This window comes from Bacillus sp. B25(2016b) (assembly GCF_001679765.1).
Lineage (GTDB): Bacteria > Bacillota > Bacilli > Bacillales > Bacillaceae_G > Bacillus_A > Bacillus_A thuringiensis_K.
The window spans coordinates 4,489,121-4,511,694 of record NZ_CP016285.1; the positions used below are offsets into that span (position 1 = coordinate 4,489,121).

A 22,574-nucleotide genomic window follows, 5' to 3' on the forward strand; every position below is an offset into this window, starting at 1 on the left:
TTCTGAACGAGCTACTTTCGCTTTTGGTTTGATCACGGGAAACGAGGGAATTGACCGAAGTCCGGACTGCGTTTTTCTTTGAATGCGTCGCGACCTTCTTTTGCTTCGTCAGTTGTGTAGTACAATAACGTTGCATCTCCAGCTAGTTGTTGAATACCAGCTAGACCGTCTGTGTCTGCGTTGAATGCAGCTTTTAGGAAGCGAAGTGCCATTGGGCTGTTTGCTAAAATTTCTTCTGCCCATTGTACTGTTTCTGCTTCAAGTTGTTCTAATGGTACTACTGTGTTTACTAAGCCCATATCAAGCGCTTCTTGTGCGTTATATTGGCGGCATAGGTACCAAATTTCGCGAGCTTTCTTGTGTCCTACCATACGAGCTAAGTAACCAGCTCCGTATCCACCGTCAAAGCTTCCTACTTTAGGACCTGTTTGTCCAAATACAGCATTGTCTGCAGCGATTGTTAAATCACATACGATATGAAGTACGTGTCCTCCACCGATTGCATAACCTGCTACCATTGCGATAACTGGTTTAGGAATTGCGCGAATTAGACGTTGTAAATCTAATACATTTAAACGAGGGATTTGGTCGTCACCTACATATCCACCATGACCGCGAACTTTTTGGTCGCCGCCAGAACAGAATGCACGTCCACCTTCACCTGTTAAAATGATAACGCCAACATTTGCATCATCACGAGCATGTGCAAAAGCGTCGATTAACTCCATTACCGTTTTAGGACGGAATGCGTTATGTACTTCAGGGCGGTTAATCGAAATCTTTGCGATACCATTGTATGTTGAATAAATAATATCTTCGTAATTGCCTTCTTTTACCCATTCAATAGCCATTACAACTACCTCCTTGTATATTTCTGATCTCCTCTATAAGTGTAACTTCATTCTTAACTGAAAAAAGCATCACTGCATAGTTTTTAGAAATCCCTTTACTATTGTATCAAACTTTTCCGGTTGTTCCACATGAATTGCATGGCCAGCACCATCAATTTTGACAAATTTCGCGTCAGAGACGCATTTTTCGATGTTTTTTAATATGCGAAAGAACTTTTCATCATGCTCCCCGTTCATTAAAAGAACAGGCATTTTTAAGTTTTGCAGCTCATTCCACCAAGAAGGCTGAGCCCCTGTTCCCATGCCGCGCAAGCTATTTGCGAGCCCTTTTGGATTGTTAGCAAGTCTTTCTTTTCGCACTGCTTCTTGTACGTTTTGTTCTAAACTTTTTTGCCTTTCAAATAGCGGAATATTTTCCCACATTGTTACAAAACTTTCGATGCCTTCTCGCTCAATTTTGTGAGCAAGTCGCTCATCTTTTTCACAGCGTTCTTCCCGCTCATCTTCCCTTTCAAGCCCAGCTGTACAATTTTCTAATAAAAGAGAATGTACATATTCTGGATATAGACATGCCATCGTAATTGCCAGTCTACCGCCCATTGAATAGCCGAGTATGTGCGCTTTTTCAATATGAAGATAATCTAGTAGTTCTTTCATTTGCAATGCTACATTTCGAATATCATAATGCGTCACATCTTCAGGGCTTTCTGTTTTTCCGTGCCCAACAATGTCTACTAAAATGACTTGAAATTGCTCGCTCCAAGAAGGAACGAAAGAACGCCACGTTTCCATGCTTCCCGTAAAACCATGAAGAAGTAGAAGTGGTTCCCCGCTTCCGACTACTTCATATTCATACGATACACCTTGCAGTGTTACGTTCATTTTGATTCACCTTGCAACGATGCAGTAATTACGTCCTGCGTTTTTGCCCATAATTTACGATGCAATGTTAAGTTTTCATCACGGTTCGTACAAATTTCTACAACGTGTAAACCTTCCGCCCTTGTTCCTTTTTGTACCTCTTCTCGGAATTGCTCCCAACCATTTACACGACTAAATGAACCGCCATACATTTTGACAACATGTTCATAATCAAGCCCAATCGGTGTTCCAAATAACGATTCGAAGTGTTCCTTTTTCTCATATTGTGGTAAGAATGAGAAAATACCGCCACCATCATTATTTACAACGACAATCGTTATATTTAATTCGTGTAATTTTGCTGCTAACAGTCCATTTAAATCGTGATAAAATGATAAATCACCAATCACTAATACAAGTGGGTCACAAATAACGCTCGCTCCTAGAGCTGTCGAAATGATTCCATCAATACCATTTACACCGCGGTTTGCCATCACATGGATGTTTTTATCCGATGTGAAGAAGAATGAGTCTGTATCACGAATTGGCATACTATTGCTCGCAAATAATGTTGCGTCTTCTGGTAATACGCGCACAATATCTGTAATAACCTTTCCTTCAAATGCAGTTTCATATGTTTCCATTTCACGAAGCGTTTCCTTCGTTTTTTCGTTTATATGTTGCCACATTCGGAACCAATCATTCTTTTTCATAACTGGCATTTTTTCTATTAATGCCTTGCAGAATTCAATGTCACTTGCTTGCACAACTTCTGTCGCAACAAGAGCTGGGTCTCTCCATTGTCCTGATTCATCGACAACGATATGAACTGCTTTCGTTTGTTTTTTTATGAACTGCGTTAACGATTTAGAAACAGGCATACCACCAAAGCGAATTAAAACATCCGGTTTCCATGTTTCTTTTAACTGTTCATTTCGTAAAAATGTATCATAACAGTCAATTACCATCGTTTTATCGTGCTGTCCGCTACGAATATTAGAAAGTGGGTCTGCTAATATAGGATAGCCAGTTTTTTCAGCTAATTCTACCGCAAACATTGCGATTTCTGCATGACTATCATCTCCACAAATAATAAGCCCCTTTTCCATATGTGAAAGGCGCCCTACAAGAGAATCTACATATTCACTCGGCATCACCGCGTTTCCTTGTTGAACTACTCCTGTATATTCACTACGCCCTTTATCCCATAAGCTTTCTAGTGAGAAATCAGGTATAAGTGGCTCGCGAACTGGAAAATTAAGATGAACAGGACCCTGCGGCGCTAAACAAGCATTTGCTATCGTGCGCTGCGTCGTCATACGAGCATAATGATACATCGTTTCACTTGCTTCTGGCAGTGCCATCTCTGTAAATTGTTTCACAAAAGTACCGTATAAATTAAATTGATTCATCGCTTGTGGTGCACCGACATCTCTTAATTCATGCGGTCTATCCGCTGTTAAGACGATAAGCGGCACTCGTGAATGGAAAGCTTCACATACAGCTGGATAGTAGTTCGCTGCTGCCGTTCCTGACGTACATAATAATGCAACCGGACGTTTTATCGCTTTTGCGATACCGAGCGCAAAAAATCCTGCAGATCTTTCATCTACATGTAAATATGTGTTCATTCCTTCGTGTTGTTCCATTAGTAGAGCAATCGGCGTTGACCGTGAGCCTGGACTAATGACAACATCACATACATTTAGACGCGTCAGTTCATCCACGAACGCGCCTAAATAATATGATAATGCTTCTATATGATTGTTCATTTCATTAATTCCTCCAAAGCACCAAGCATCGGTCTAAACTTCAAACTTGTTTCTTCATATTCAAGTTGCGGTACTGAATCAATTACAATCCCGCAACCGGCAAATAAGGATGCCTTCTCGCCATTTAATAATCCGCAGCGAAGTGCAACCGCAAATTCACCATTTCCTTCATCATCTATCCAGCCAATCGGTGCACCATATAATCCTCTATCTAGCAATTCAACATCACGAATTAATTTCATCGCTTCTAAACGAGGTGTCCCGCCAAGAGCTGGTGTTGGATGTAATTCTTCTACCATCGTTAAAAGACTCGCATCGCCTTTTGCCTCTACAGGCGTATATAAATGAATTAAATTTTTCGTTGTTAATAAACCTGGACTTTCTGGAATATTAACGTATTCGCAGTGCTCATTTAATACCGACCTGATCATGCTCACAACATAACCGTGTTCAGCTAAATTCTTTTCATCATGAAGAAGCGCATCACTATTTCGCTTACTTTCTTCTATAGATTGACCATGACCAGTTGAACCAGCAAGACACATTGAAGTAAACTTCTCATCTTCTTTGCGAATTAATCTCTCTGGCGTCGCTCCTAAGAAGCATGCTCCTTTATAATCAAAAGAAAATACGTAACAATCCGGTTGCCCAATGCGAAGTGCTTCTAAAACAAGCGCAGAATCAATATGATGATCCATCTCTACTTTTAGCTCCCTCGCTAATACAACCTTCTGCACGTTCCCCTGCTTCATCTCATCTTGCACTTTCTCAATAGCCTTCATCCAGCCTTTCGGATCCACTTCTACTTTAGAAGTAACTGTTAATTTCGATCCTTGTAGTGCACATTTACTCTTCTCAAAAATTTTCTCTTCTAAAGAAACAATTTCGTTATAAAGAGTTTCTGCACAATCTGTTGCTGAAACGAATGTATTCATTGTTAACCATGCTTTTTCATTTTTTACAGTTAATAAAAATGCTGGTAGTGAAAATGTCGTATCATCAAATTCTTTCCATAAATCTGTTTTCTCTTTTTCTTGGTCAAATGAAAACCCGCCAAATAAAAGAGGACCTGTTCCAAATTCGTATTTTTCCCTTTGTACAAATGCTTTCTCTTTTACTTTATCCCACTCGTCACGAGCAGTTTGAAAGCGTTTGTGAGAAGCAGTTGCTATAGTGAAAACAGAACCAATTCCAGCAAATATTACATGCTGAGCTGGGTCTGCAAAATAACATCTATTTTCGAATGCAATCCTTTTTCCTGCTGCATAAAACAGAAGCGGATCCATCCAGTCTATTTGTTTTACGAAGCTCACCAATATTTTTTCATCAGTTGCACGCTTAATGGCCGCACTTAGAACTTCTTGCAAGCCTATTTGTTTCGTTTGAATCACAATTGTCTCCCCCCTATGGGCGAAAAATAGTCATAATTACGCTTGATTTTAAGATACACCTCAAACGAAAGGCCTGTCAACGTTTAGCATTTCTGAGAAATTCACCTTCTCTTCCTAGAAAATAAACGTTGACACTAAATGATGCTTTTTCTACACTTAGTTGTGTACAATATGTGACCAAAGGAGGATTCAACATGGAAATGAACGTCAAAACGAATTCCTCTCCTACGGCGCCAAAGCCAAGTAAGCAAACAGGCTGGCGCATTTGGTGGAGTTTACTACGTCCCCATACATTAACAGCAGCTTTCGTTCCTGTTTTCATCGGAACAGCCTATGCAATGCAGGTCGGAGGTATAAATCAAATACATCTCCCTCTTTTCCTTATAATGCTTCTTGCTTGTCTTCTCATTCAGGCAGCAACAAACATGTTTAATGAATACTTTGATTATAAAAGAGGGCTCGATCACGAAGGTTCAGTCGGTATCGGCGGCGCTATCGTTCGCGATGGCATTCAGCCAAAAACAGTGCTTAACTTAGCATTTGGATTTTTCGGCATCGCAATACTATTAGGTGTTTATATTTGTATGAATTCTAGCTGGTGGCTTGCTGCAATCGGTCTTGTTTGTATGGCCGTTGCTTACCTTTATACAGGCGGCCCACTTCCCATTGCGTATACACCATTTGGAGAGTTAACAGCCGGATTGTTTATGGGTGTCATTATTATCGGGATTTCATTCTTTATTCAAACTGGGGCTGTAACATCGGAAGTCATTTTACTATCTATTCCAAGCTCCATTTTAATTGGTGCCATTTTACTAGCGAATAACATCCGTGACTTAGATGGCGATAAAGAAAACGGTCGTAAAACGTTAGCCATTCTCGTTGGACGTGAAAGAGCCGTTGGTGTACTCGCTTCTATGTTCATCGTTTCCTATATTTGGACAATTGCTTTAATTATCGTGGGCATCGTATCACCATGGATGCTTATCGTATTTTTAAGTGCACCGAAAGCATTTAAAGCGACGAAAGGCTTTATCGGCAAAAGCATTCCAATGGAAATGGTACCTGCGATGATAGCAACAGCAAAAACAAACACAATCTTCGGTCTCCTCATGGGAATCGGATTATTACTTGGATATTTCCTTTAAAAGGAGCTGCTAATGCGGCTCCTTTTTCATATACCAATTTCAGCTCATAATTCCTCCTCGCAACGCTCATACTATGTAAAGAAACTGAATTGTAGGAAGGTGGACGACTATGTTAACTCCACAACAAATAAATCAATTTAAATCCGTTTTAGAAAAGCAAAAACAAGAACTAGAGCAAACGATACAAACACATGAAAATGAAGATCGTGCATCTGAACGTGATTCCGTTGGGGAATTATCTAGCTACGATAATCATCCAGCTGATATGGCAACAGAGCTATATGAACGTGAAAAAGACTTCGGGCTTATTGAACTTTGGCATAAACAACTAGCGGATACGAAACATGCCCTGCAAAAAATAGAAGCAGGTACGTACGGCATTTGCGAAGTGTCTGGCGAAGAAATTCCATTTGAAAGATTGGAAGCAATGCCGACTGCTACAACATGCATCCAGCACGCGACAAATAAGTTAAATATGAATACACGACCAGTTGAAGAAGAAGTGTTATCCCCTTCTTTTCACAAGCATGATGAGGATCATTCTGTTGAGTACGATGCGGAAGATGCGTGGCAAGATGTCGCAAATTACGGAACGTCTGAAACACCGTCCGATTTAGAAAGACAAGATTCAAAAAACTATAATGGCATGTACGTGAATAGTGAAGAAAACGTAGGCTACGTGGAGGATTTTGAAAACTTTATCGGTACGGATATGTACGGGAAAAACCCACAAGTTTTCGCTACAGAAGAGCATGAAGAATATGAACAAATGCTTGATGATTTTGAAGAACGTACCTTCAAAGGTGAATTATCTTCAAATGAGTCGAGCTCCAAAGAATAAAAAAAAGCATTCCGAAAATCGGAATGCTTTTTATCGCTAGCTAATTAGTTTTTTGTAACGTTAGCAGCTTGTGGTCCACGGTTACCTTCAACGATTTCGAAAGAAACTTCTTGACCTTCTTCTAAAGTTTTGAATCCGTCACCTTGGATAGCTGAGAAGTGAACGAATACATCGTCTCCACCTTCAACTTCGATGAAACCGAAACCTTTTTCGCTGTTAAACCATTTAACTTTACCTGTTTGCATGTCATGTACCTCCTAAATAAAAATGAAACTATGAATCCACATGAAAAGGTGGATATAAAGGACATGAATGTATAACAAGCTTACAGCCTTTAATTCAACGTGCTTTATTTCCGTACCACATTATGTAGCTCAATAGTGATTTCACTATATCACGCTATATCCAAAACGTCAAATGAGAACACTTTCATTCCACCATTTTTTTATAATTTTAATATAATGTTGAATTTCCATATTCATATTTTATCCCGCCATTTGCGGACAGCTCAATTGGTGGGAGCTGATAATCAGTTTCGATACTCCCACTTTATTTAAAAATTAACAAAACTAAAGTATTCTAATCCTGTTAAATTCTGTACAATATAAGTATCTATTACATACGAGGTGAAAAAAAATGAGAGCACACGAAATCGAGTATAAGTTATACGGCGATGATATGCAGTTTGTTGAAATTGAGTTAGATCCAGAAGAAAGCGTGATCGCAGAAGCTGGCGCAATGATGATGATGGAAGATTACATAGAAATGGAAACAATCTTCGGTGATGGTTCTGGCCCATCTGGAGGTTTATTCGGAAAATTAATGGGCGCTGGTAAGCGTCTCGTTACAGGTGAAAGCATGTTTATGACTGTATTTACAAATACAGGTCACGGCAAGCGCCACGTATCATTTGCTGCCCCTTATCCAGGTAAAATTATTCCTGTAGATTTAACAGAATATCAAGGAAAAGTAGTTTGTCAAAAAGATGCATTTCTTTGTGCAGCAAAAGGCGTTTCTATCGGAATCGAGTTTACGAAAAAAATCGGAACTGGTTTCTTCGGCGGCGAAGGTTTCATCATGCAAAAACTCGAAGGTGATGGACTTGCTTTCATGCATGCAGGCGGAACTGTATATAAGCGTGAACTAAAACCTGGTGAAAAACTTCGCATCGATACAGGCTGTCTCGTTGCCATGACAAAAGACGTTAACTACGACGTCGAGTTCGTTGGAAAAGTAAAAACAGCTCTATTTGGCGGTGAGGGTTTATTCTTCGCAACGTTAGAAGGACCTGGAACAGTTTGGATTCAGTCCTTAACACTTAGCCGCTTAGCAGCACGCCTGACAAGCCCAGCAGCGCAAGGCAGCGGTGAAGGTAGTGTATTAGGTGGACTTGGTCGTTTATTAGATGGGAAAGAGTAAACTGTGCCCTTATGTGGGCATGGCAATCAACTAATAAAATAATAAAATTAAAACACCCTTGCTTGCAGTAATTGAAGTGAAAGGGTGTTTTAATTTACGTCTACAAACGAGAAAAAGCAGTTAAAATAAAGTAATAAGGTTTACTTCAGGAAAATAAGGTATATTATATTTGTTGAATAGATTCTCTTTAGAGACAAGAAAAGTAGGTGAACAAAGTGGGAAAATATCAATTGGATTCCAAAAGTCAGGTAGCTGTGGCAAAGTTTCATGAAAAACAGAAGCCTGCCAAATTTGATAAAAAGCAGCAACTTGAAAGATTGCGTACGGAGTATTTGAAAAAGAAGCAAAAACAAACAGATAAATAATATGTTTTGTTTTTCGATTTTTTCTGTATATAGTGTAAACAAACACAAGAAAATAGGTAAGTTATTCATCATTCAAATATATACAGGCTATTTTTTCAAACCTCTTACTTATGCAACTAACGCATGCGTCAGTTCATTAAGAATAACTAAAAAAGTCGATTCCTTGAGATGAAAAAGAGTAAACAGTGCCCTTATCAGGCACTGTTTTATTTTGACATTATAATTTCCTCCACTGATTTAGGTAAGCGATACAAGCTATTCCCCACCTCCAAAAGAATGAATCAAGTTCCTCACCGCATATATTAAACTATACCTTTTCTTAAGGAGGGCTACCTTAATGCGTACTCCTTTATCCTTTGATAAAGAAACTGCCATACTGTTAGCTTCTTGTTGTGAGTTAACGTATGAACAATATAAACAAAATGGTATTTTCGAAATACCAGATGGTTTTCAATATGTACAAGGTTTTCAAGGAAAGGCCATTCAAACAACAGAATGGTTCGGATTTATATTAGAATCTGAGGATACAATTATCGTTGCCTTCAGAGGCACTCAAACAGATCCAGATTGGATTATTGATTCTCTCGTCAATCAAAAACCTTATCCTTATGCTTTAAATGGCGGAAATGTCCATAACGGTTTTCTCTCTATTTATGAGTCTTGTCGTGATTCTATTATGGATATGCTCGTATCATTGCCAGCACATAAAAAACTGCTAGCTACTGGGCATAGTCTAGGTGGCGCGCTTGCCACATTACACATATTAGATGCACGTATAAATACTGCCTTCGCACAGTATGGACTTTATACATTCGCTTCTCCAAAAGTAGGAGATATCGCTTTTCGAAATTATTATAAACTACAAGTAGCTAGTAGCTTTCGTTTCGTCAACTTATTCGATGTCGTCCCACTTCTCCCTCCCCGAAACATAAATTTTAATGATTATGATTGGGAGTATGCACACGTCCATCACAACATGACATTTACAAAAAACACAAAATCCATTACAAATAATCATTCCATTACAACATACAAAACATGTCTGACTTCTCATTTTTAACCAGTAAACAATTGGAAATAAAATATTCGTATACTATAATAATCTATGAAGTTATTTTTGGATGAGGGGACCTTACATGTTAAAATTTATCTTCGCATTTTTCCTTATTGTAATTTTTACGGTTACAGGTTTCTTTACATTTTCATACTTTGCGACAGGAGAGTATGATGGGGCAGGTATCATATATACCACTGTTCCATTTCTTTCTTAAGCAAAATAAATAAAACGAGCTTAATTTTATTAAGCACGTTTTATTTATTAATATCCATTTCTGTTGGTAAATCGATAATATATCTCCCAATATAGCAACCTCTTTAAAACTGTTTAACTGTATTACCAATACCCCAAATTTCATTACTGTACTGCAAAATCGTTCGATCGCTCGCAAAATGACCAGACTGTGCAATATTTAAAATCGACATTTCTAGCCACTTCGTTCGGTTCTCATAAGCTCTACCGACAGCTTCTTGCCTTTCCGCATATGGACCAAAATCTCGCAGAACAAAATATTCATCATTTTGAATAACGAGAGAATCGTAAATTGCTTCAAATTCGGCTCCCGACTGTGCAAAGAAACCATTCGTTAACTGATCTACTACCTTTTTAATGTGCCCATTGTGATGATAATAATCACTTGCACGATATCCACCATTTTGATAGTAATGAAGAACTTCTTCGGCCGTTAAACCGAAAATGAAACAGTTATCATCACCGACCCGGTCTTTTATTTCAACGTTAGCACCGTCTAGCGTTCCGAGTGTAATCGCACCATTCATCATAAATTTCATATTACCTGTTCCCGATGCTTCTTTACTCGCCGTTGAAATTTGTTCACTTACATCCGCTGCCGGAAATATATCTTCCGCTAAAGAAACTCGATAGTTTTCTAGAAAGATAACTTTCATATATTGACTGACATACGGGTCATTATTTACTTTTCTTGCGAGTTCATTTATTAATTTAATAATTTTTTTCGCGTAATAATAGCCAGGTGATGCTTTCGCTCCAAAAATAAAAGTACGCGGATAAAATGTAAAACTAGCATCCTCTTTCAAACGGTTATACAAATATAAAATATGAAGAACATTTAATAATTGTCGTTTATAAGCATGTAATCTTTTCACTTGCACATCAAAAATAGAATTTGGATCAATGGTAATCCCCATTGTATTATGAATACGCTCCGCTAAAATCTCTTTACGCTCTTGTTTTACCTCTGCAAATTTCTCTTGGAAACTCGCATCATATTGAACTAATTGTAGCTCTTGAAGCTTAATCGGTTCTTTCTTCCACTCTGTTCCAATCGCCTCTGAAATGAGATTTGTTAACTGTGGATTTGCTTTCATAAGCCAGCGCCTATGAGCAATTCCATTCGTCTTATTATTAAACTTATCTGGATAAAATTCATAAAACAATCGCATTTCCCGCTGCTTTAATATTTCCGTATGAATTTTCGCTACACCATTTACGCTATGGCTACCGACAATCGCTAAATGAGCCATTTTCACAAGGTCATGTGCAATAATTGCCATTGCTTCAATACGATCCCACTCATACGGATACTGTTCCCAAAGTTCATGACAGAAACGTTCATTAATCTCTTCAATAATCATATAAATTCTCGGTAATAACGGTTTAAAAATGTGAATTGGCCACTTTTCGAGCGCTTCTGATAACGTTGTATGATTCGTATAAGAAATCGTCTGCGTCGTTATGTGCCAAGCTTCTTCCCATGCTAACTTTTCTTCGTCTAGTAAAATACGCATCAGTTCCGGAATTGCTAAAACTGGATGTGTATCGTTAATATGGATCGCAATTTTTTCATGTAGTTGACGAAGGTCACCATATCTTTCTCTATGCATTCGAACGATATTTTGCAAACTTGCTGATACGAGGAAATACTGTTGTTTTAAACGAAGTATTTTTCCCTCATCATGCGTATCATCTGGATATAAAAACTCCGATACAGCCTCTGTTTCGCGCTTATATTTCAAAATATCTTTGCAGTTTTGCGGGAAAGGAACTGGTTCAGCATTCCAAAGTCTAAGTGTATTTACAGTACTCGTCTCATAGCCAACTACCGGCACATCATATGGCACGGCCATAATGACTTCTGCATTTGTATGCCTAAACTCTAAACGCCCGTCAATTTCTAGCGGTTCAACACTGCCGAAATAACTTACTTCTACAGCTTGATCATGCCTTCTTACTTCCCATACGTTTTCATGAAGAAGCCACTGTTCTGGAAATTCAACTTGATAACCATCAACAATTTTCTGATCAAACAAACCATGTTTATAACGAATTCCACAGCCGTGTCCTGGCAAGTTTAAAGAGGCAAGTGAATCGAGAAAACAGGCTGCTAAGCGTCCAAGCCCACCATTACCAAGGCCTGCATCTGCTTCCACTTCTTCTAACTCTTGTAACGAAATCCCTAGTTCAGATAACCCCTGCTCGCATACATCTCGAATACCTAAATTCAAGATGTTACTTCCAAGCAAACGTCCAAGCAAAAACTCAATAGACAAGTAATACATTTGCTTTTGCTCTCCGGATCGATAACTCTCGTTCGTTGCAATCCATTGACTATTCATATACTCACGTACCATATGGCCGAGCGTATTATATTGATCACGAGTTGTAGAATCTTTAAAACTTTTACCATACATCGTCTCTAACTTTTCTAGAAAAGTTGATTTAAAACTTTCAACATGAGTAAACATTTTTTCACCACCTACATGTTATTCCATGAGACTTTTATACAATTCCTTATAAGCAAGAGCCGATTGCTCCCAGCTATAATCTTCAGTCATCGCTTGTTTTACAAGCTGCTCCCACACTGGTTTATCGTGATAGAATTCAATCGCACGCTGAATCGTATGCAGCATGTCATGTGCATTAAAGTTCATGAAACTGAAACCATTTCCTTCGCCTGTTTCTTCATCATAAGAATGTACCGTATCGTTTAATCCACCTGTTTCTCTTACAATTGGAATTGTACCGTACGCTAATGCGATAAGTTGTCCAAGTCCACACGGTTCAAACAGTGATGGCATTAAAAACAAATCGCTTCCCGCATACACTTGGTGAGCTAATTCTTCATTAAATCCGATATAAACTTTTACCTTCTCCGGATACTCATATGCCATCCACTCAAAGAATTGCTCATATTCCGAATCACCTGAACCTAAAATAATACATTGTACATCTTCTTCCATTATTTCGTGGAATACAGTACGTACTAAATCAAGACCTTTTTGCTTCGTTAATCTCGTTACCATTGAAATAATTGGTGTATCCTCTTTTTCTGGCAAACCAAAATAACGCTGCAAAGCGCGTTTATTTTTACTCTTTTCATATAATGAATCTGCATCATACTGAGCCTTAATATACGAATCCGTTTCTGGATTATATACGCTCGTATCAATACCATTTACAATGCCGCTTAGCTTATCATTATATTTTCGCAGTAATCCATCTAACTTCTCACCGAAAAATTCATATTGAATTTCTTCTTTATATGTTGGGCTCACCGCTGTAATTTGATCCGAAGCGATAATACCGCCTTTCATAAAGTTCACATTCCCATAAAACTCTAGCTGCTCACTATGAAAATATTCATCACCAAGCTCTAACAAGTCGTACATCACTTCAGGAGGAAATACTCCTTGGAACTGCAAGTTGTGAATTGTATATACCGTTTTAATACGCTCATATAACGGGTTATCTTGATACTTTTCACGAAGTAAGAAATTAACCATAGCCGTATGCCAATCGTGGCTATGAAGAACATCCACTTCAAAATCAAGGTGCGGAATACACTCTAACACCGCTTTTGAGAAATAAGAAAAACGCTCTCCGTCATCATAATGACCATACAGAGAATCTCTCTTAAAATAATATTCATTATCTATTAAGTAATACGTAATTCCGTCTTGCTCACCTTTTAAAATTCCACAATATTGATTTCTCCACCCGAGCGGGACGTTAATTACTTTATGTAACGTACATCCATCCCTTAACTTTGGCGGAATAAGACTATAATTCGGGAGTATAATGCGAACGTCCACCCCTAATTTTTTTAGCTCTTTTGGGAGCGCACCTGCTACATCAGCTAAGCCTCCCGATTTAACAAATGGTACACATTCTGATACTGCAAATAAAATATTCACTTGTTGTCCCACTGCACGAAAAGCTTATACTACTTCCCTTGCAGCTTCCTCCCTTCGAGTTTTCATTTGAATTAAAACTTTAATCAGTGGAGGAAGACCCCCACTGATTCTTTTAAGAATAACTATTAATCGTACTGTTTTGAACGCTTCCTTTTTCTACAACGTATGGCTCATCAGCGTTTCCTTTTAGTACAACACCGTCACCAATTTTCACGTCTTTATCAATAATAACACCGTCTATTATACAGTTATCTCCAATTTGGCTCTTTTGCATAATAATACTGTTACGAACAATGGAACCTTTTCCAATTTTAACAGAACGGGAGATAACACTATTTTCTACTTCGCCTTCAATAATACTGCCGTTTGCAATCATTGTATTTTTCACGGCTGCACCTTTTAAGTAACGAGTTGGTGGTTCATCTTTTACTTTCGTAAAGATCGGTGCTTCTTTCTTAAATACTTGCTTCCAAATAGCAGGTTGCAAAATTTCTAAGCTATGTTTATAGTAACTTTCAATCGAATCAATAATCGCTACATATCCTGTATGCTCATAAGTAGCAATATGCAGTGATTTTCCGCGCTTTTCTCTCACCACATCGAATAAGCTATATTGCTCCAAATCTTTATATGACTCAAATAAATCTAACAATAATTTTTTCTTTAACACGTATGTTTGAAGCGAAACCCCTTCATGGCAAACTTCCGTAATATCAACTGCCGTATGTATATGTCGCTCTAACACCGCCTGGAAATTCAATGCTGTTACGAGATGGCTATTCGTAATAACGACGTATTCTTCTCTAGCTCTTAGAAAATAATCAATATGTCTTCTAAAATGTGCAAAAGATCCAAATTCATCTTGGTCACATTGGCAATTTGGTGGGAATAAAAATAGTCCGTCTCTTTTTCTATCTAAATCCCACTGCTTTCCTGAACCAACATGGTCCATTAACGAGCGGTTTTTATGACTTGTAAAAACCGCTACACTATGAATATTAGAATTCACCATATTTGAAAGCATGAAATCAATGAGTCGATAACGGCCCCCAAACGGTAACGCCGCTAGTGAACGATGCCCTGTTACTTTCTTTAAGGAAGGAAAACTTCCCGTTGCATTAATAATTCCTAACATTTTTTCTCCCATTCATTTCATCCCCCTTTTCTATTTCCCTTCAGCAATGAGTACTACATCGTCAACATTTTTTTCCGGACGAATAATTGTTCCATCTTCAATAACCATTTCCGATCCAACAATTGCTCTTTCAATCACAACATTTTTTCCAATCTTTGCTCCTGGCATAACGACAGAATCAATAACCATACTACCTTCTTCTACCGTCACCCCTTGGAATAATACAGAATGCTTCACGTCCCCTTCAATGACGCATCCTTCGTTAATAAGTGATTCTTCTACTTTTGCCTGCTCTGCAATATATTGAGGTGGCTCATTTGGATTTACAGAATAAATACGCCAATTACGATCGTTTAAATTCAGTGATGTTTCATCGCGCAGTAAATCCATATTCGCTTCCCATAAGCTCTTAACCGTTCCAACATCTTTCCAATATCCTTCAAACGGATACGCCATCAACTTCTTCCCTTCATCTAATAAAAGCGGAAGTACATCTTTTCCGAAATCATTACTAGATTCAGGATTTCTTGCATCCATCTCTAAATACTCTTTCAAAATTGCCCAGTTAAAAATGTAAATTCCCATTGATGCAAGATTACTTCTTGGAAATTGCGGTTTCTCTTCAAATTCAACAATCTCCATCTCTTCGTTCGTATTCATAATACCGAAACGACTCGCCTCATCCCAAGGTACTTCAATAACAGAAATGGAAACATCCGCTTCCTTCTCAATATGATAATCTAGCATTTTACTGTAATCCATTTTATAAATATGGTCGCCCGATAAAATAAGAACGTACTCTGGTTCGTACTGACTTAAATAGTTTAAGTTTTGATAAATGGCACTTGCCGTACCTGTGTACCACTTCACACCTGAAGACTCCGCATAAGGAGGTAACACTGTGACTCCACCGCTTACTCGGTCTAAATCCCACGCATTGCCGATTCCGATATAATTATGAAGTTCAAGTGGTTGATATTGCGTTAAAATCCCAACCGTTTCAATACCAGAATTCGCACAGTTACTTAGCGTAAAATCGATAATGCGATATTTACCACCAAATGGAACAGCTGGCTTGGCTAAATTTTTTGTTAATGCACTTAATCGACTACCTTTTCCCCCTGCTAGTAACATTGCTACGCACTTTTGTTTTTGAGCCATCTTGTTTTTTGCTCCCCTTTCTCGTCTTCACTGGTCGTAATATGGATACGCCAAATGGTGGAATTGTAATTTCTACATGTGCTGCTTGATTATGATACGGTTCTTGAATTGCTTTCAGACGTTTCTTATTTACTTGCCCTGACCCGCCATATTGCTCAGCATCACTATTTAAAATCTCGTTATAATACTCGAAATCTGGTACACCTACTTTATAGTTTTCATATGTAGCTTTCGTAAAATTACATACGATAACTAACGCATCTTCTTGTTTATCTCCTTGGCGGATAAACGAGAAAATACTTTGCTCGTTATTATTAGCATCAATCCACTGAAAACCTTCAGGCGAATGATCAAGCTGCCAAAGTGGTTTTGAGCGCTTATACAATGCTATGAGCTCTTTAAAGTAATCATGCATATAACGATGCATTTCAAAATCATGTAAATTCCAATCTAAATCTTCAAGGTCTTTCCACTCATCAAACTGCCCGAATTCTCCTCCCATGAAAAGTAATTTCTTTCCTGGGTGAGTAAAGAAATATCCATATAATAAACGAAGCTGAGCAAACTTATCCCAGTAATCACCTGGCATTTTATTTAATAACGACTTTTTCCCATGAACGACTTCATCATGAGAAAGGGGTAATATGAAGTTTTCAGAGTAAGCATATAGTAAAGAGAACGTCATTTTCTCATGAATATATTTTCTGTACTCTGGCGCACACTCCATATATTTCAGCACGTCATTCATCCAGCCCATATTCCATTTATAATTGAATCCAAGCCCACCTTCATACGTTGGAGCTGTTACAAGTGGCCAAGCTGTTGAATCTTCTGCCGTCATAAGAAAATCTTCATCTTCTGCAAACACCGCTTCATTTAACTCCCGTAAAAATGACACAGCGTACTCATTACTTTGCTCTTGTCCTTCTTTATTCCAGTACAACATGTTCGCAACTGCATCTACTCTGAAACCATCAATATGGAAATATCTCATCCAAAATAACGCATTTGAAATTAAGAAATTACGTACCTCTCTCTTTCCTAAATCAAAATTGACAGTTCCCCATACTAGATTTTCTTGTACATCTTTATCTTTATATTCATAGGTCGGTGTGCCATCAAACAAATATAAACCGTGAGCATCTTTACAAAAATGCCCCGGTACCCAATCTAAAATGACACCGATTCCATATTTATGACATTCGTCGACAAAATACATTAAATCATGCGGTGTACCAAATCTACTCGTCGCTGCATAATATCCCGTTCCTTGATATCCCCAAGAACGATCATATGGATGCTCAACAAGCGGCATAATTTCAATATGTGTAAATTGATGTTCCACCACATACGGAATGAGTTCTTCTGCCATTTCCCTGTAAGAATATAGTGTTCCATCTTCTTTCTTTTTCCAAGAACCGAAATGTAATTCATAAACTGTCATCGCTTCTTTATAAATCGGTTTTTTCTTTTTCTTACGATTCCAGTTTTTATCATTCCATTCATATCCTTTTATATCAAAAACTACAGATGCCGTATTCGGTCTTACTTCTGCATATATAGCATACGGATCTGCCTTTAAAATGACGTCACCAGCCAACGTTTCAATCGCATATTTATATATTTCTCCTTCTTCAATATGCGGTATAAATAAGGACCAAATGCCTTCTTCTGTCACTTGTAGCATCTTATGTTGCTCATAATCCCACTTATTAAAATCTCCAACAACACTCATTGCTTTCGCATGAGGAGCCCACACTGTAAATCGTACCCCTTGAATCTCATCTTCCGTCACAACATGTGCGCCAAAGATGTTATAACTTTCATAGTACTTTTCTGTATGAAACTCATCTCGTTTCACTTCTTCACAATTTATTACACTCAATATGCTCACCTCACTTAGATGACAGAATTTTTTATACTTTAACTATTTCTGTGAAAAACTGCAATATCCTTGTTAATTTATAAAAAACATTCGTTTTTTTCTTAAAAATGTTAGTTTTTCTTCACATTTCCGTGTAAAATATCGAATTTTGACGAATATTCATTGAAAACGCTTTATTATTCTTCTATATTTTTACCAATTATTTTTCTCAACCTTTATTTTATTATGTTTATCCTATTTTTCATGCTATTTTCCACTCAAAATCAAAATAAAATAATCTGTCATAAAAAATGTTTCTCAATATTTTTTGTCACAATGTTATTGAAATGCGAAATTTAATCCTGCTTTTGAAAAGCTACTTTCCGACAAAGGGGTAACCGCAAAAGTAAATGAACCGAAACTAGAGACAGGTTCTGTTACAGTTGGCGGTGCTATCGATGACAAAAACTTTGCTGGATTAGGTGGTGATTTCCCGTTCATTGATGTAACTTTCAAAGTAGAAAATGATGAATTTTATGAAGCAAACGCTCAATTAGAGTCACCAATTTTTGTTTACTGGAAACAAGGTGAATCAGAACCAAATAGAATGCGTGTACTTCAAGATCAAACATTCTCAGTTATGTCCTTAAATTCACTAGTAGAAGGAAATATTAAACCTGGTGCATTCTTAAATGAACGTGGCTATTTAGATGAAAAGTTCGATTATACAAAGCTTGGCGTAAAAGTATATGCGACTGATTCTTATCGTCATAAGTTTGAAGGCTCACTAGATAAATACGGATACTTCAAACTAAATGGACTTCCAGTTAATAAACGCGACTATAACTTATATGTAGAGGTGCCAGGACATTTAACAAGCCGCCTAACAACGAAACTTGGTACTGAAAAAGACGGTAAGCTGCTTGGCCAATATTATTATGCAAGACCTGACGAAAACCTTGCCGGCGATGTAAATGCTGATAAAGTAATCGATATTAAAGATGCTGAAATTATCGCTAGCAACTATGGTAAAAAAGGACTAACTGTAAAAGACGGAGACCTTAATAAAGATGGGATTGTCGATGAAAAAGATATTCGCTTCGTTGAAAAGAACTTCTTGAAAAAAGAGCTAGATGCATCTAAATCACAAACAGCTGCTGAAAAATCCAAAAGCGGTACACTGACAGATATTTTAAAGCAATTAGGATTAATGCCTAAAAAATAATAAAGTGAAACTTTAATCAGTCGAGGTTTTACTGCCCGGCAAATAGCGGAATAATAAAGAGCACTCTACGTAAAGTAGAGTGCTCTTTTTCTATAAACGACCCTTATCCAGCAAAAGGGGTATATTGGGGATATACAAGGGAAACCGGAAAAGGAATTTATATTAAATTATATAAGTTCAGAGGTAAGAAGCAGTTTCCCACCTCTGAATTATTTAGTAATTATTATAGTACTGGTGCCATTGTTTCTTTTAATACTTTTACAGAATGAGCGAATTTCGCTTTTTCTTCTTCATTTAACTCAAGCTCTACGATTTCACGTACACCTTCACGGTTAATTACAGCTGGAACACCTACATAAGCATCTTTCTCATCGTATTGACCTTCAAGGTATGCAGATACAGTTAATACGCTGTTCTCGTTGTTTAAAATTGCTTTAGTTACACGAAGTAGTGACATACCGATTCCGTAGTAAGTTGCACCTTTACGCTCGATGATATGGTAAGCTGCATCACGTACATTTTCAAAGATTTTATCTAAGTCTTCTTGTTTGTACTGTTCGTTATTAGCTAAAATTGTTTCTAGTTTTTGTACACCGATAGTAGCATGGCTCCATACTGGAAGTTCAGTGTCACCGTGTTCACCAACGATGTAAGCATGAACGTTACGTGGATCTACATTTAAGTAGTCACCTAACATGTAACGGAAACGAGCAGAGTCTAAAGTAGTACCAGAACCAATTACGCGCTCTTTTGGTAGACCAGATTCTTTCCAAGTTACGTAAGTTAAAATATCAACTGGGTTAGTTGCGATTAAGAAGATTCCATCGAATCCGCTATCCATAATACCGTGAACGATTTGTTTAAAGATCTTTGTATTTTTCTCAACTAGGTCTAAACGAGTTTCACCTGGCTTTTGTGGTAATCCAGCAGTGATAACTACTAAATCTGCATCTTTACAATCTGCATAGCTACCGCTCCAAACTTTTGTTGGTGATGGAGAGAATGGTACCGCATGGCTTAAGTCCATTGCTTCCCCTTCTGCTTTTGCTTCATTAACATCTACTAATACGAATTCTTCAGCTACACCTTGGTTGATCATTGAGTAAGCATAACTACAACCTACAGCTCCTGTTCCTACTAATACTACACGATTGATACCTTTTTTCATGGTAATTTCCCCTCTCTATTGTTCACATCTATTTTTTATGATTGTTTAAGTAATTAATTAAAATACTAATTTAATGTTGTTTAACTTCTTTACATTCATATTGTAGCACGTATTATTGTGAATTACTTCACAAATTATGACCTATTTGTGAACTTTTTCACATATGATGTAAAGTTATTGGAATAGGTGTGGAATCCATTTTAATGGAGGCGTTTTCTTTAGATTGTGAAAGGGATTTTCTTGTGGTTTTTGTCGGTAAGTGAAATTATATCGGCGATTTTTAGAATATATGGACCGTAACTCCATATATATCAGCGATTATTAAAATTTATCGACCGTAACTCAAATTATATCAGCGATTTTTGCAATATATCGGCTTACCGACAAAACTCGACAATAATGACAACATAAAAAAGCTGTCTTCAGTAGGTCACACCTATTGAGAGAAAGCAGCTTCTTCTATATATTATTTATTTTCCACAGTAGCTCCCGGATGTATTTTCATCGGTTTCTCCAAGTGTAGGAGGCTACAGCCATACAGCTGGGGTAAAAGTTCAACTTGAGGTATCATTTGTTAGATAGATAGTTCCTTCATATTCATACAGGCCCAAATAAACAACATGATTGTATTTACGGCTCTATATACCCAACTGCAACAGCCCATACTTCATATTTCTTCTATTGCCTAAAAAAGCAGAGTATCCAAAGTCCACTTTTACACAACAAAAAAGAGATAGCAGATTATGCTATCTCTTTTAGTATGACCCGTACGGGATTCGAACCCGTGTTACCGCCGTGAAAGGGCGGTGTCTTAACCACTTGACCAACGGGCCAGTTCTGGCAGAGAAGAAGGGATTCGAACCCTCGCACCGCGTTCGCGATCTACTCCCTTAGCAGGGGAGCCCCTTGAGCCACTTGGGTACTTCTCTATAAATATGGCTCCGCAGGTAGGACTCGAACCTACGACCGATCGGTTAACAGCCGATAGCTCTACCACTGAGCTACTGCGGAACAATTATGGTGGGCCTAAATGGACTCGAACCATCGACCTCACGCTTATCAGGCGTGCGCTCTAACCAGCTGAGCTATAGGCCCATAATTGAAAAGCGGGTGAAGAGAATCGAACTCTCGACCAGAGCTTGGAAGGCTCTTGTTTTACCACTAAACTACACCCGCATTAAATTGTAAATGGTGAGCCATGAANCCAATTGAGCTAAGTCGGCTTGCGACTTCAAAATGGTGGCTCGGGACGGAATCGAACCGCCGACACGAGGATTTTCAGTCCTCTGCTCTACCGACTGAGCTACCGAGCCTTTATGTAAAAATGGCGGTCCCGACCGGGGTCGAACCGGCGATCTCCTGCGTGACAGGCAGGCATGTTAACCACTACACCACGGGACCATTTGGTTGCGGGGACAGGATTTGAACCTGCGACCTTCGGGTTATGAGCCCGACGAGCTACCGTGCTGCTCCACCCCGCGATGATAAAATATTTACTTTAGAAAAAATGGAGGAGGTAGAGGGATTCGAACCCCCGCGCGACTCTCGCCGCCTGTCGGTTTTCAAGACCGATCCCTTCAGCCGAACTTGGGTATACCTCCGAGATATATACGTCTAATGGTGGACCTTGTAGGACTCGAACCTACGACCGGACGGTTATGAGCCGTCTGCTCTAACCAGCTGAGCTAAAGGTCCTTTATGGTAGCGGCGGAGGGGATCGAACCCCCGACCTCACGGGTATGAACCGTACGCTCTAGCCAGCTGAGCTACACCGCCATAAATGATATTTAAGATAAGTGGAGCCTAGCGGGATCGAACCGCTGACCTCCTGCGTGCAAGGCAGGCGCTCTCCCAGCTGAGCTAAGGCCCCATGTTTTTTTGGAATATCGGGAAGACAGGATTTGAACCTGCGACCCCCTGGTCCCAAACCAGGTGCTCTACCAAGCTGAGCCACTTCCCGTTAATAAAAGCGCGCCCGAGAGGAGTCGAACCCCTAACCTCTTGATCCGTAGTCAAACGCTCTATCCAATTGAGCTACGGGCGCATATGGTGCCGAGGGCGGGGGTCGAACCCGCACGGTGGTCACCCACCGCAGGATTTTAAGTCCTGTGCGTCTGCCTGTTCCGCCACCCCGGCATGTC

At 38.7% G+C, this 22,574-nt stretch carries 17 protein-coding genes, 15 tRNA genes and 2 pseudogenes; 8 read left to right on the plus strand and 26 right to left on the minus strand.

Going from position 1 to position 22,574, the window contains the following annotated elements:
• Nucleotides 1–32: 32 nt before the first annotated feature.
• From menB to BAQ53_RS23055, 4 genes are all read right to left on the minus strand, one after another.
• Nucleotides 33–851: a 1,4-dihydroxy-2-naphthoyl-CoA synthase gene (gene menB, locus BAQ53_RS23040; protein ID WP_000963875.1), complete on the minus strand. Its 819-nt coding sequence runs from the start codon at nucleotides 849–851 to the stop codon at nucleotides 33–35.
• A 69-nt stretch (nucleotides 852–920) separates the two neighbouring features.
• A complete protein-coding gene (gene menH / locus BAQ53_RS23045) occupies nucleotides 921–1,733 on the minus strand; it encodes a 2-succinyl-6-hydroxy-2,4-cyclohexadiene-1-carboxylate synthase (protein WP_001103374.1) in 813 nt (270 codons plus the stop codon).
• Nucleotides 1,730–3,484: a 2-succinyl-5-enolpyruvyl-6-hydroxy-3-cyclohexene-1-carboxylic-acid synthase gene (gene menD / locus BAQ53_RS23050; RefSeq protein WP_208906278.1), complete on the minus strand. Its 1,755-nt coding sequence runs from the start codon at nucleotides 3,482–3,484 to the stop codon at nucleotides 1,730–1,732. Before menD ends, menH begins: the two co-directional genes overlap by 4 nt.
• Nucleotides 3,481–4,875 (minus strand): isochorismate synthase, encoded by a 1,395-nt coding sequence (locus tag BAQ53_RS23055; RefSeq protein WP_208906279.1) that lies wholly within the window; start codon nucleotides 4,873–4,875, stop codon nucleotides 3,481–3,483. Before BAQ53_RS23055 ends, menD begins: the two co-directional genes overlap by 4 nt.
• Nucleotides 4,876–5,069: 194 nt before the next feature.
• Here BAQ53_RS23055 and BAQ53_RS23060 point away from each other — a divergent pair, with 194 nt between their 5' ends.
• Nucleotides 5,070–6,023, plus strand: a complete 954-nt coding sequence (locus BAQ53_RS23060) for a 1,4-dihydroxy-2-naphthoate polyprenyltransferase (protein ID WP_000425763.1) — start codon at nucleotides 5,070–5,072, stop codon at nucleotides 6,021–6,023.
• Nucleotides 6,024–6,132: 109 nt separating this feature from the next.
• Nucleotides 6,133–6,864 carry a yteA family sporulation protein gene (locus tag BAQ53_RS23065; RefSeq protein ID WP_000957367.1) on the plus strand — a complete coding sequence of 244 codons (732 nt, stop codon included), beginning with the start codon at nucleotides 6,133–6,135 and terminating at the stop codon, nucleotides 6,862–6,864.
• Between the two features lie 44 nt (nucleotides 6,865–6,908).
• Here the strand turns inward: BAQ53_RS23065 and cspD are convergent, their stop codons facing one another.
• Entirely contained in the window at nucleotides 6,909–7,109 is a 201-nt protein-coding gene (cspD, locus tag BAQ53_RS23070; protein ID WP_001193054.1) for a cold-shock protein CspD, read from the minus strand.
• Between the two features lie 391 nt (nucleotides 7,110–7,500).
• On the opposite strand from cspD, the gene BAQ53_RS23075 reads away from it, so the two are divergent.
• From BAQ53_RS23075 to BAQ53_RS26400, 4 genes are all read left to right on the plus strand, one after another.
• The gene (locus tag BAQ53_RS23075; protein WP_001201258.1) at nucleotides 7,501–8,283 is read left to right on the plus strand and encodes a TIGR00266 family protein; all 783 of its coding nucleotides are present in this window, start codon (nucleotides 7,501–7,503) and stop codon (nucleotides 8,281–8,283) included.
• Nucleotides 8,284–8,498: 215 nt separating this feature from the next.
• The gene (locus BAQ53_RS23080) at nucleotides 8,499–8,648 is read left to right on the plus strand and encodes a hypothetical protein (protein ID WP_000521643.1); all 150 of its coding nucleotides are present in this window, start codon (nucleotides 8,499–8,501) and stop codon (nucleotides 8,646–8,648) included.
• Between the two features lie 337 nt (nucleotides 8,649–8,985).
• On the plus strand, nucleotides 8,986–9,708 hold the full coding sequence (locus BAQ53_RS23085; RefSeq protein ID WP_089148177.1) for a lipase family protein: 723 nt from the start codon (nucleotides 8,986–8,988) through the stop codon (nucleotides 9,706–9,708).
• A gap of 76 nt (nucleotides 9,709–9,784) precedes the next feature.
• A complete protein-coding gene (locus BAQ53_RS26400) occupies nucleotides 9,785–9,919 on the plus strand; it encodes a hypothetical protein (RefSeq protein ID WP_000911065.1) in 135 nt (44 codons plus the stop codon).
• Nucleotides 9,920–10,022: 103 nt separating this feature from the next.
• Here BAQ53_RS26400 and glgP read toward each other — a convergent pair whose 3' ends face one another.
• The 5 genes from glgP to glgB all read right to left on the minus strand — a co-directional run bounded on the left by glgP (nucleotide 10,023) and on the right by glgB (nucleotide 18,061).
• Entirely contained in the window at nucleotides 10,023–12,431 is a 2,409-nt protein-coding gene (gene glgP / locus BAQ53_RS23090; protein WP_061884703.1) for a glycogen phosphorylase, read from the minus strand.
• An 18-nt stretch (nucleotides 12,432–12,449) separates the two neighbouring features.
• Nucleotides 12,450–13,880, minus strand: coding sequence for a glycogen synthase GlgA (gene glgA / locus BAQ53_RS23095; RefSeq protein WP_208906280.1), 1,431 nt, complete (start codon nucleotides 13,878–13,880; stop codon nucleotides 12,450–12,452).
• Between the two features lie 112 nt (nucleotides 13,881–13,992).
• Complete coding sequence (glgD, locus tag BAQ53_RS23100) at nucleotides 13,993–15,027, minus strand: glucose-1-phosphate adenylyltransferase subunit GlgD (RefSeq protein WP_208906281.1); 1,035 nt, start codon at nucleotides 15,025–15,027, stop codon at nucleotides 13,993–13,995.
• 18 nt (nucleotides 15,028–15,045) lie between these two features.
• The gene (gene glgC, locus BAQ53_RS23105; RefSeq protein ID WP_000057614.1) at nucleotides 15,046–16,176 is read right to left on the minus strand and encodes a glucose-1-phosphate adenylyltransferase; all 1,131 of its coding nucleotides are present in this window, start codon (nucleotides 16,174–16,176) and stop codon (nucleotides 15,046–15,048) included.
• Nucleotides 16,124–18,061, minus strand: a complete 1,938-nt coding sequence (gene glgB, locus BAQ53_RS23110) for a 1,4-alpha-glucan branching protein GlgB (RefSeq protein WP_074594204.1) — start codon at nucleotides 18,059–18,061, stop codon at nucleotides 16,124–16,126. The genes glgC and glgB overlap by 53 nt, the downstream gene beginning before the upstream one ends.
• Nucleotides 18,062–18,386: 325 nt before the next feature.
• On the opposite strand from glgB, the pseudogene BAQ53_RS23120 reads away from it, so the two are divergent.
• Nucleotides 18,387–19,265, plus strand: a pseudogene (locus BAQ53_RS23120) (S8 family serine peptidase); the annotation flags it as partial.
• A gap of 223 nt (nucleotides 19,266–19,488) precedes the next feature.
• On the opposite strand, the gene BAQ53_RS23125 reads toward BAQ53_RS23120, so the two are convergent.
• The gene (locus BAQ53_RS23125) at nucleotides 19,489–20,433 is read right to left on the minus strand and encodes an L-lactate dehydrogenase (RefSeq protein WP_208906284.1); all 945 of its coding nucleotides are present in this window, start codon (nucleotides 20,431–20,433) and stop codon (nucleotides 19,489–19,491) included.
• A gap of 486 nt (nucleotides 20,434–20,919) precedes the next feature.
• Here BAQ53_RS23125 and BAQ53_RS23130 point away from each other — a divergent pair.
• A pseudogene (locus BAQ53_RS23130) lies at nucleotides 20,920–21,097 on the plus strand (IS4 family transposase); the annotation flags it as partial.
• 97 nt (nucleotides 21,098–21,194) lie between these two features.
• Here BAQ53_RS23130 and BAQ53_RS23135 read toward each other — a convergent pair.
• From BAQ53_RS23135 to BAQ53_RS23205, 15 genes are all read right to left on the minus strand, one after another.
• Nucleotides 21,195–21,266, minus strand: a tRNA-Glu gene (locus BAQ53_RS23135).
• A gap of 5 nt (nucleotides 21,267–21,271) precedes the next feature.
• Nucleotides 21,272–21,362, minus strand: a tRNA-Ser gene (locus tag BAQ53_RS23140).
• Nucleotides 21,363–21,369: 7 nt separating this feature from the next.
• A tRNA-Asn gene (locus BAQ53_RS23145) sits at nucleotides 21,370–21,444 on the minus strand.
• 7 nt (nucleotides 21,445–21,451) lie between these two features.
• Nucleotides 21,452–21,528 (minus strand) — tRNA-Ile (locus BAQ53_RS23150).
• A gap of 10 nt (nucleotides 21,529–21,538) precedes the next feature.
• Nucleotides 21,539–21,609, minus strand: a tRNA-Gly gene (locus BAQ53_RS23155).
• Between the two features lie 61 nt (nucleotides 21,610–21,670).
• Nucleotides 21,671–21,746: transfer RNA gene (locus BAQ53_RS23160), tRNA-Phe, on the minus strand.
• Between the two features lie 12 nt (nucleotides 21,747–21,758).
• Nucleotides 21,759–21,834: transfer RNA gene (locus tag BAQ53_RS23165), tRNA-Asp, on the minus strand.
• Nucleotides 21,835–21,837: 3 nt separating this feature from the next.
• Nucleotides 21,838–21,914, minus strand: a tRNA-Met gene (locus BAQ53_RS23170).
• Nucleotides 21,915–21,941: 27 nt separating this feature from the next.
• Nucleotides 21,942–22,034: transfer RNA gene (locus BAQ53_RS23175), tRNA-Ser, on the minus strand.
• 17 nt (nucleotides 22,035–22,051) lie between these two features.
• A tRNA-Ile gene (locus BAQ53_RS23180) sits at nucleotides 22,052–22,128 on the minus strand.
• A gap of 4 nt (nucleotides 22,129–22,132) precedes the next feature.
• Nucleotides 22,133–22,209, minus strand: a tRNA-Met gene (locus BAQ53_RS23185).
• A gap of 21 nt (nucleotides 22,210–22,230) precedes the next feature.
• Nucleotides 22,231–22,303, minus strand: a tRNA-Ala gene (locus BAQ53_RS23190).
• A 16-nt stretch (nucleotides 22,304–22,319) separates the two neighbouring features.
• A tRNA-Pro gene (locus BAQ53_RS23195) sits at nucleotides 22,320–22,393 on the minus strand.
• A gap of 10 nt (nucleotides 22,394–22,403) precedes the next feature.
• Nucleotides 22,404–22,477 (minus strand) — tRNA-Arg (locus BAQ53_RS23200).
• A 3-nt stretch (nucleotides 22,478–22,480) separates the two neighbouring features.
• Nucleotides 22,481–22,569 (minus strand) — tRNA-Leu (locus BAQ53_RS23205).
• Nucleotides 22,570–22,574: the final 5 nt, after the last annotated feature.

Excerpts from the sequence above, each read along its gene's own strand:
- menB (WP_000963875.1), bottom strand. The coding sequence starts at position 851 with ATGGCTATTGAATGGGTAAAAGAAGGCAATTACGAAGATATTATTTAT.
- menH (WP_001103374.1), bottom strand. The coding sequence starts at position 1,733 with ATGAACGTAACACTGCAAGGTGTATCGTATGAATATGAAGTAGTCGGA.
- menD (WP_208906278.1), bottom strand. The coding sequence starts at position 3,484 with ATGAACAATCATATAGAAGCATTATCATATTATTTAGGCGCGTTCGTG.
- BAQ53_RS23060 (WP_000425763.1), top strand. The coding sequence starts at position 5,070 with ATGGAAATGAACGTCAAAACGAATTCCTCTCCTACGGCGCCAAAGCCA.
- BAQ53_RS23065 (WP_000957367.1), top strand. The coding sequence starts at position 6,133 with ATGTTAACTCCACAACAAATAAATCAATTTAAATCCGTTTTAGAAAAG.
- cspD (WP_001193054.1), bottom strand. The coding sequence starts at position 7,109 with ATGCAAACAGGTAAAGTTAAATGGTTTAACAGCGAAAAAGGTTTCGGT.
- BAQ53_RS23075 (WP_001201258.1), top strand. The coding sequence starts at position 7,501 with ATGAGAGCACACGAAATCGAGTATAAGTTATACGGCGATGATATGCAG.
- BAQ53_RS23085 (WP_089148177.1), top strand. The coding sequence starts at position 8,986 with ATGCGTACTCCTTTATCCTTTGATAAAGAAACTGCCATACTGTTAGCT.
- BAQ53_RS26400 (WP_000911065.1), top strand. The coding sequence starts at position 9,785 with ATGTTAAAATTTATCTTCGCATTTTTCCTTATTGTAATTTTTACGGTT.
- glgP (WP_061884703.1), bottom strand. The coding sequence starts at position 12,431 with ATGTTTACTCATGTTGAAAGTTTTAAATCAACTTTTCTAGAAAAGTTA.
- glgD (WP_208906281.1), bottom strand. The coding sequence starts at position 15,027 with ATGGGAGAAAAAATGTTAGGAATTATTAATGCAACGGGAAGTTTTCCT.
- glgC (WP_000057614.1), bottom strand. The coding sequence starts at position 16,176 with ATGGCTCAAAAACAAAAGTGCGTAGCAATGTTACTAGCAGGGGGAAAA.
- BAQ53_RS23125 (WP_208906284.1), bottom strand. The coding sequence starts at position 20,433 with ATGAAAAAAGGTATCAATCGTGTAGTATTAGTAGGAACAGGAGCTGTA.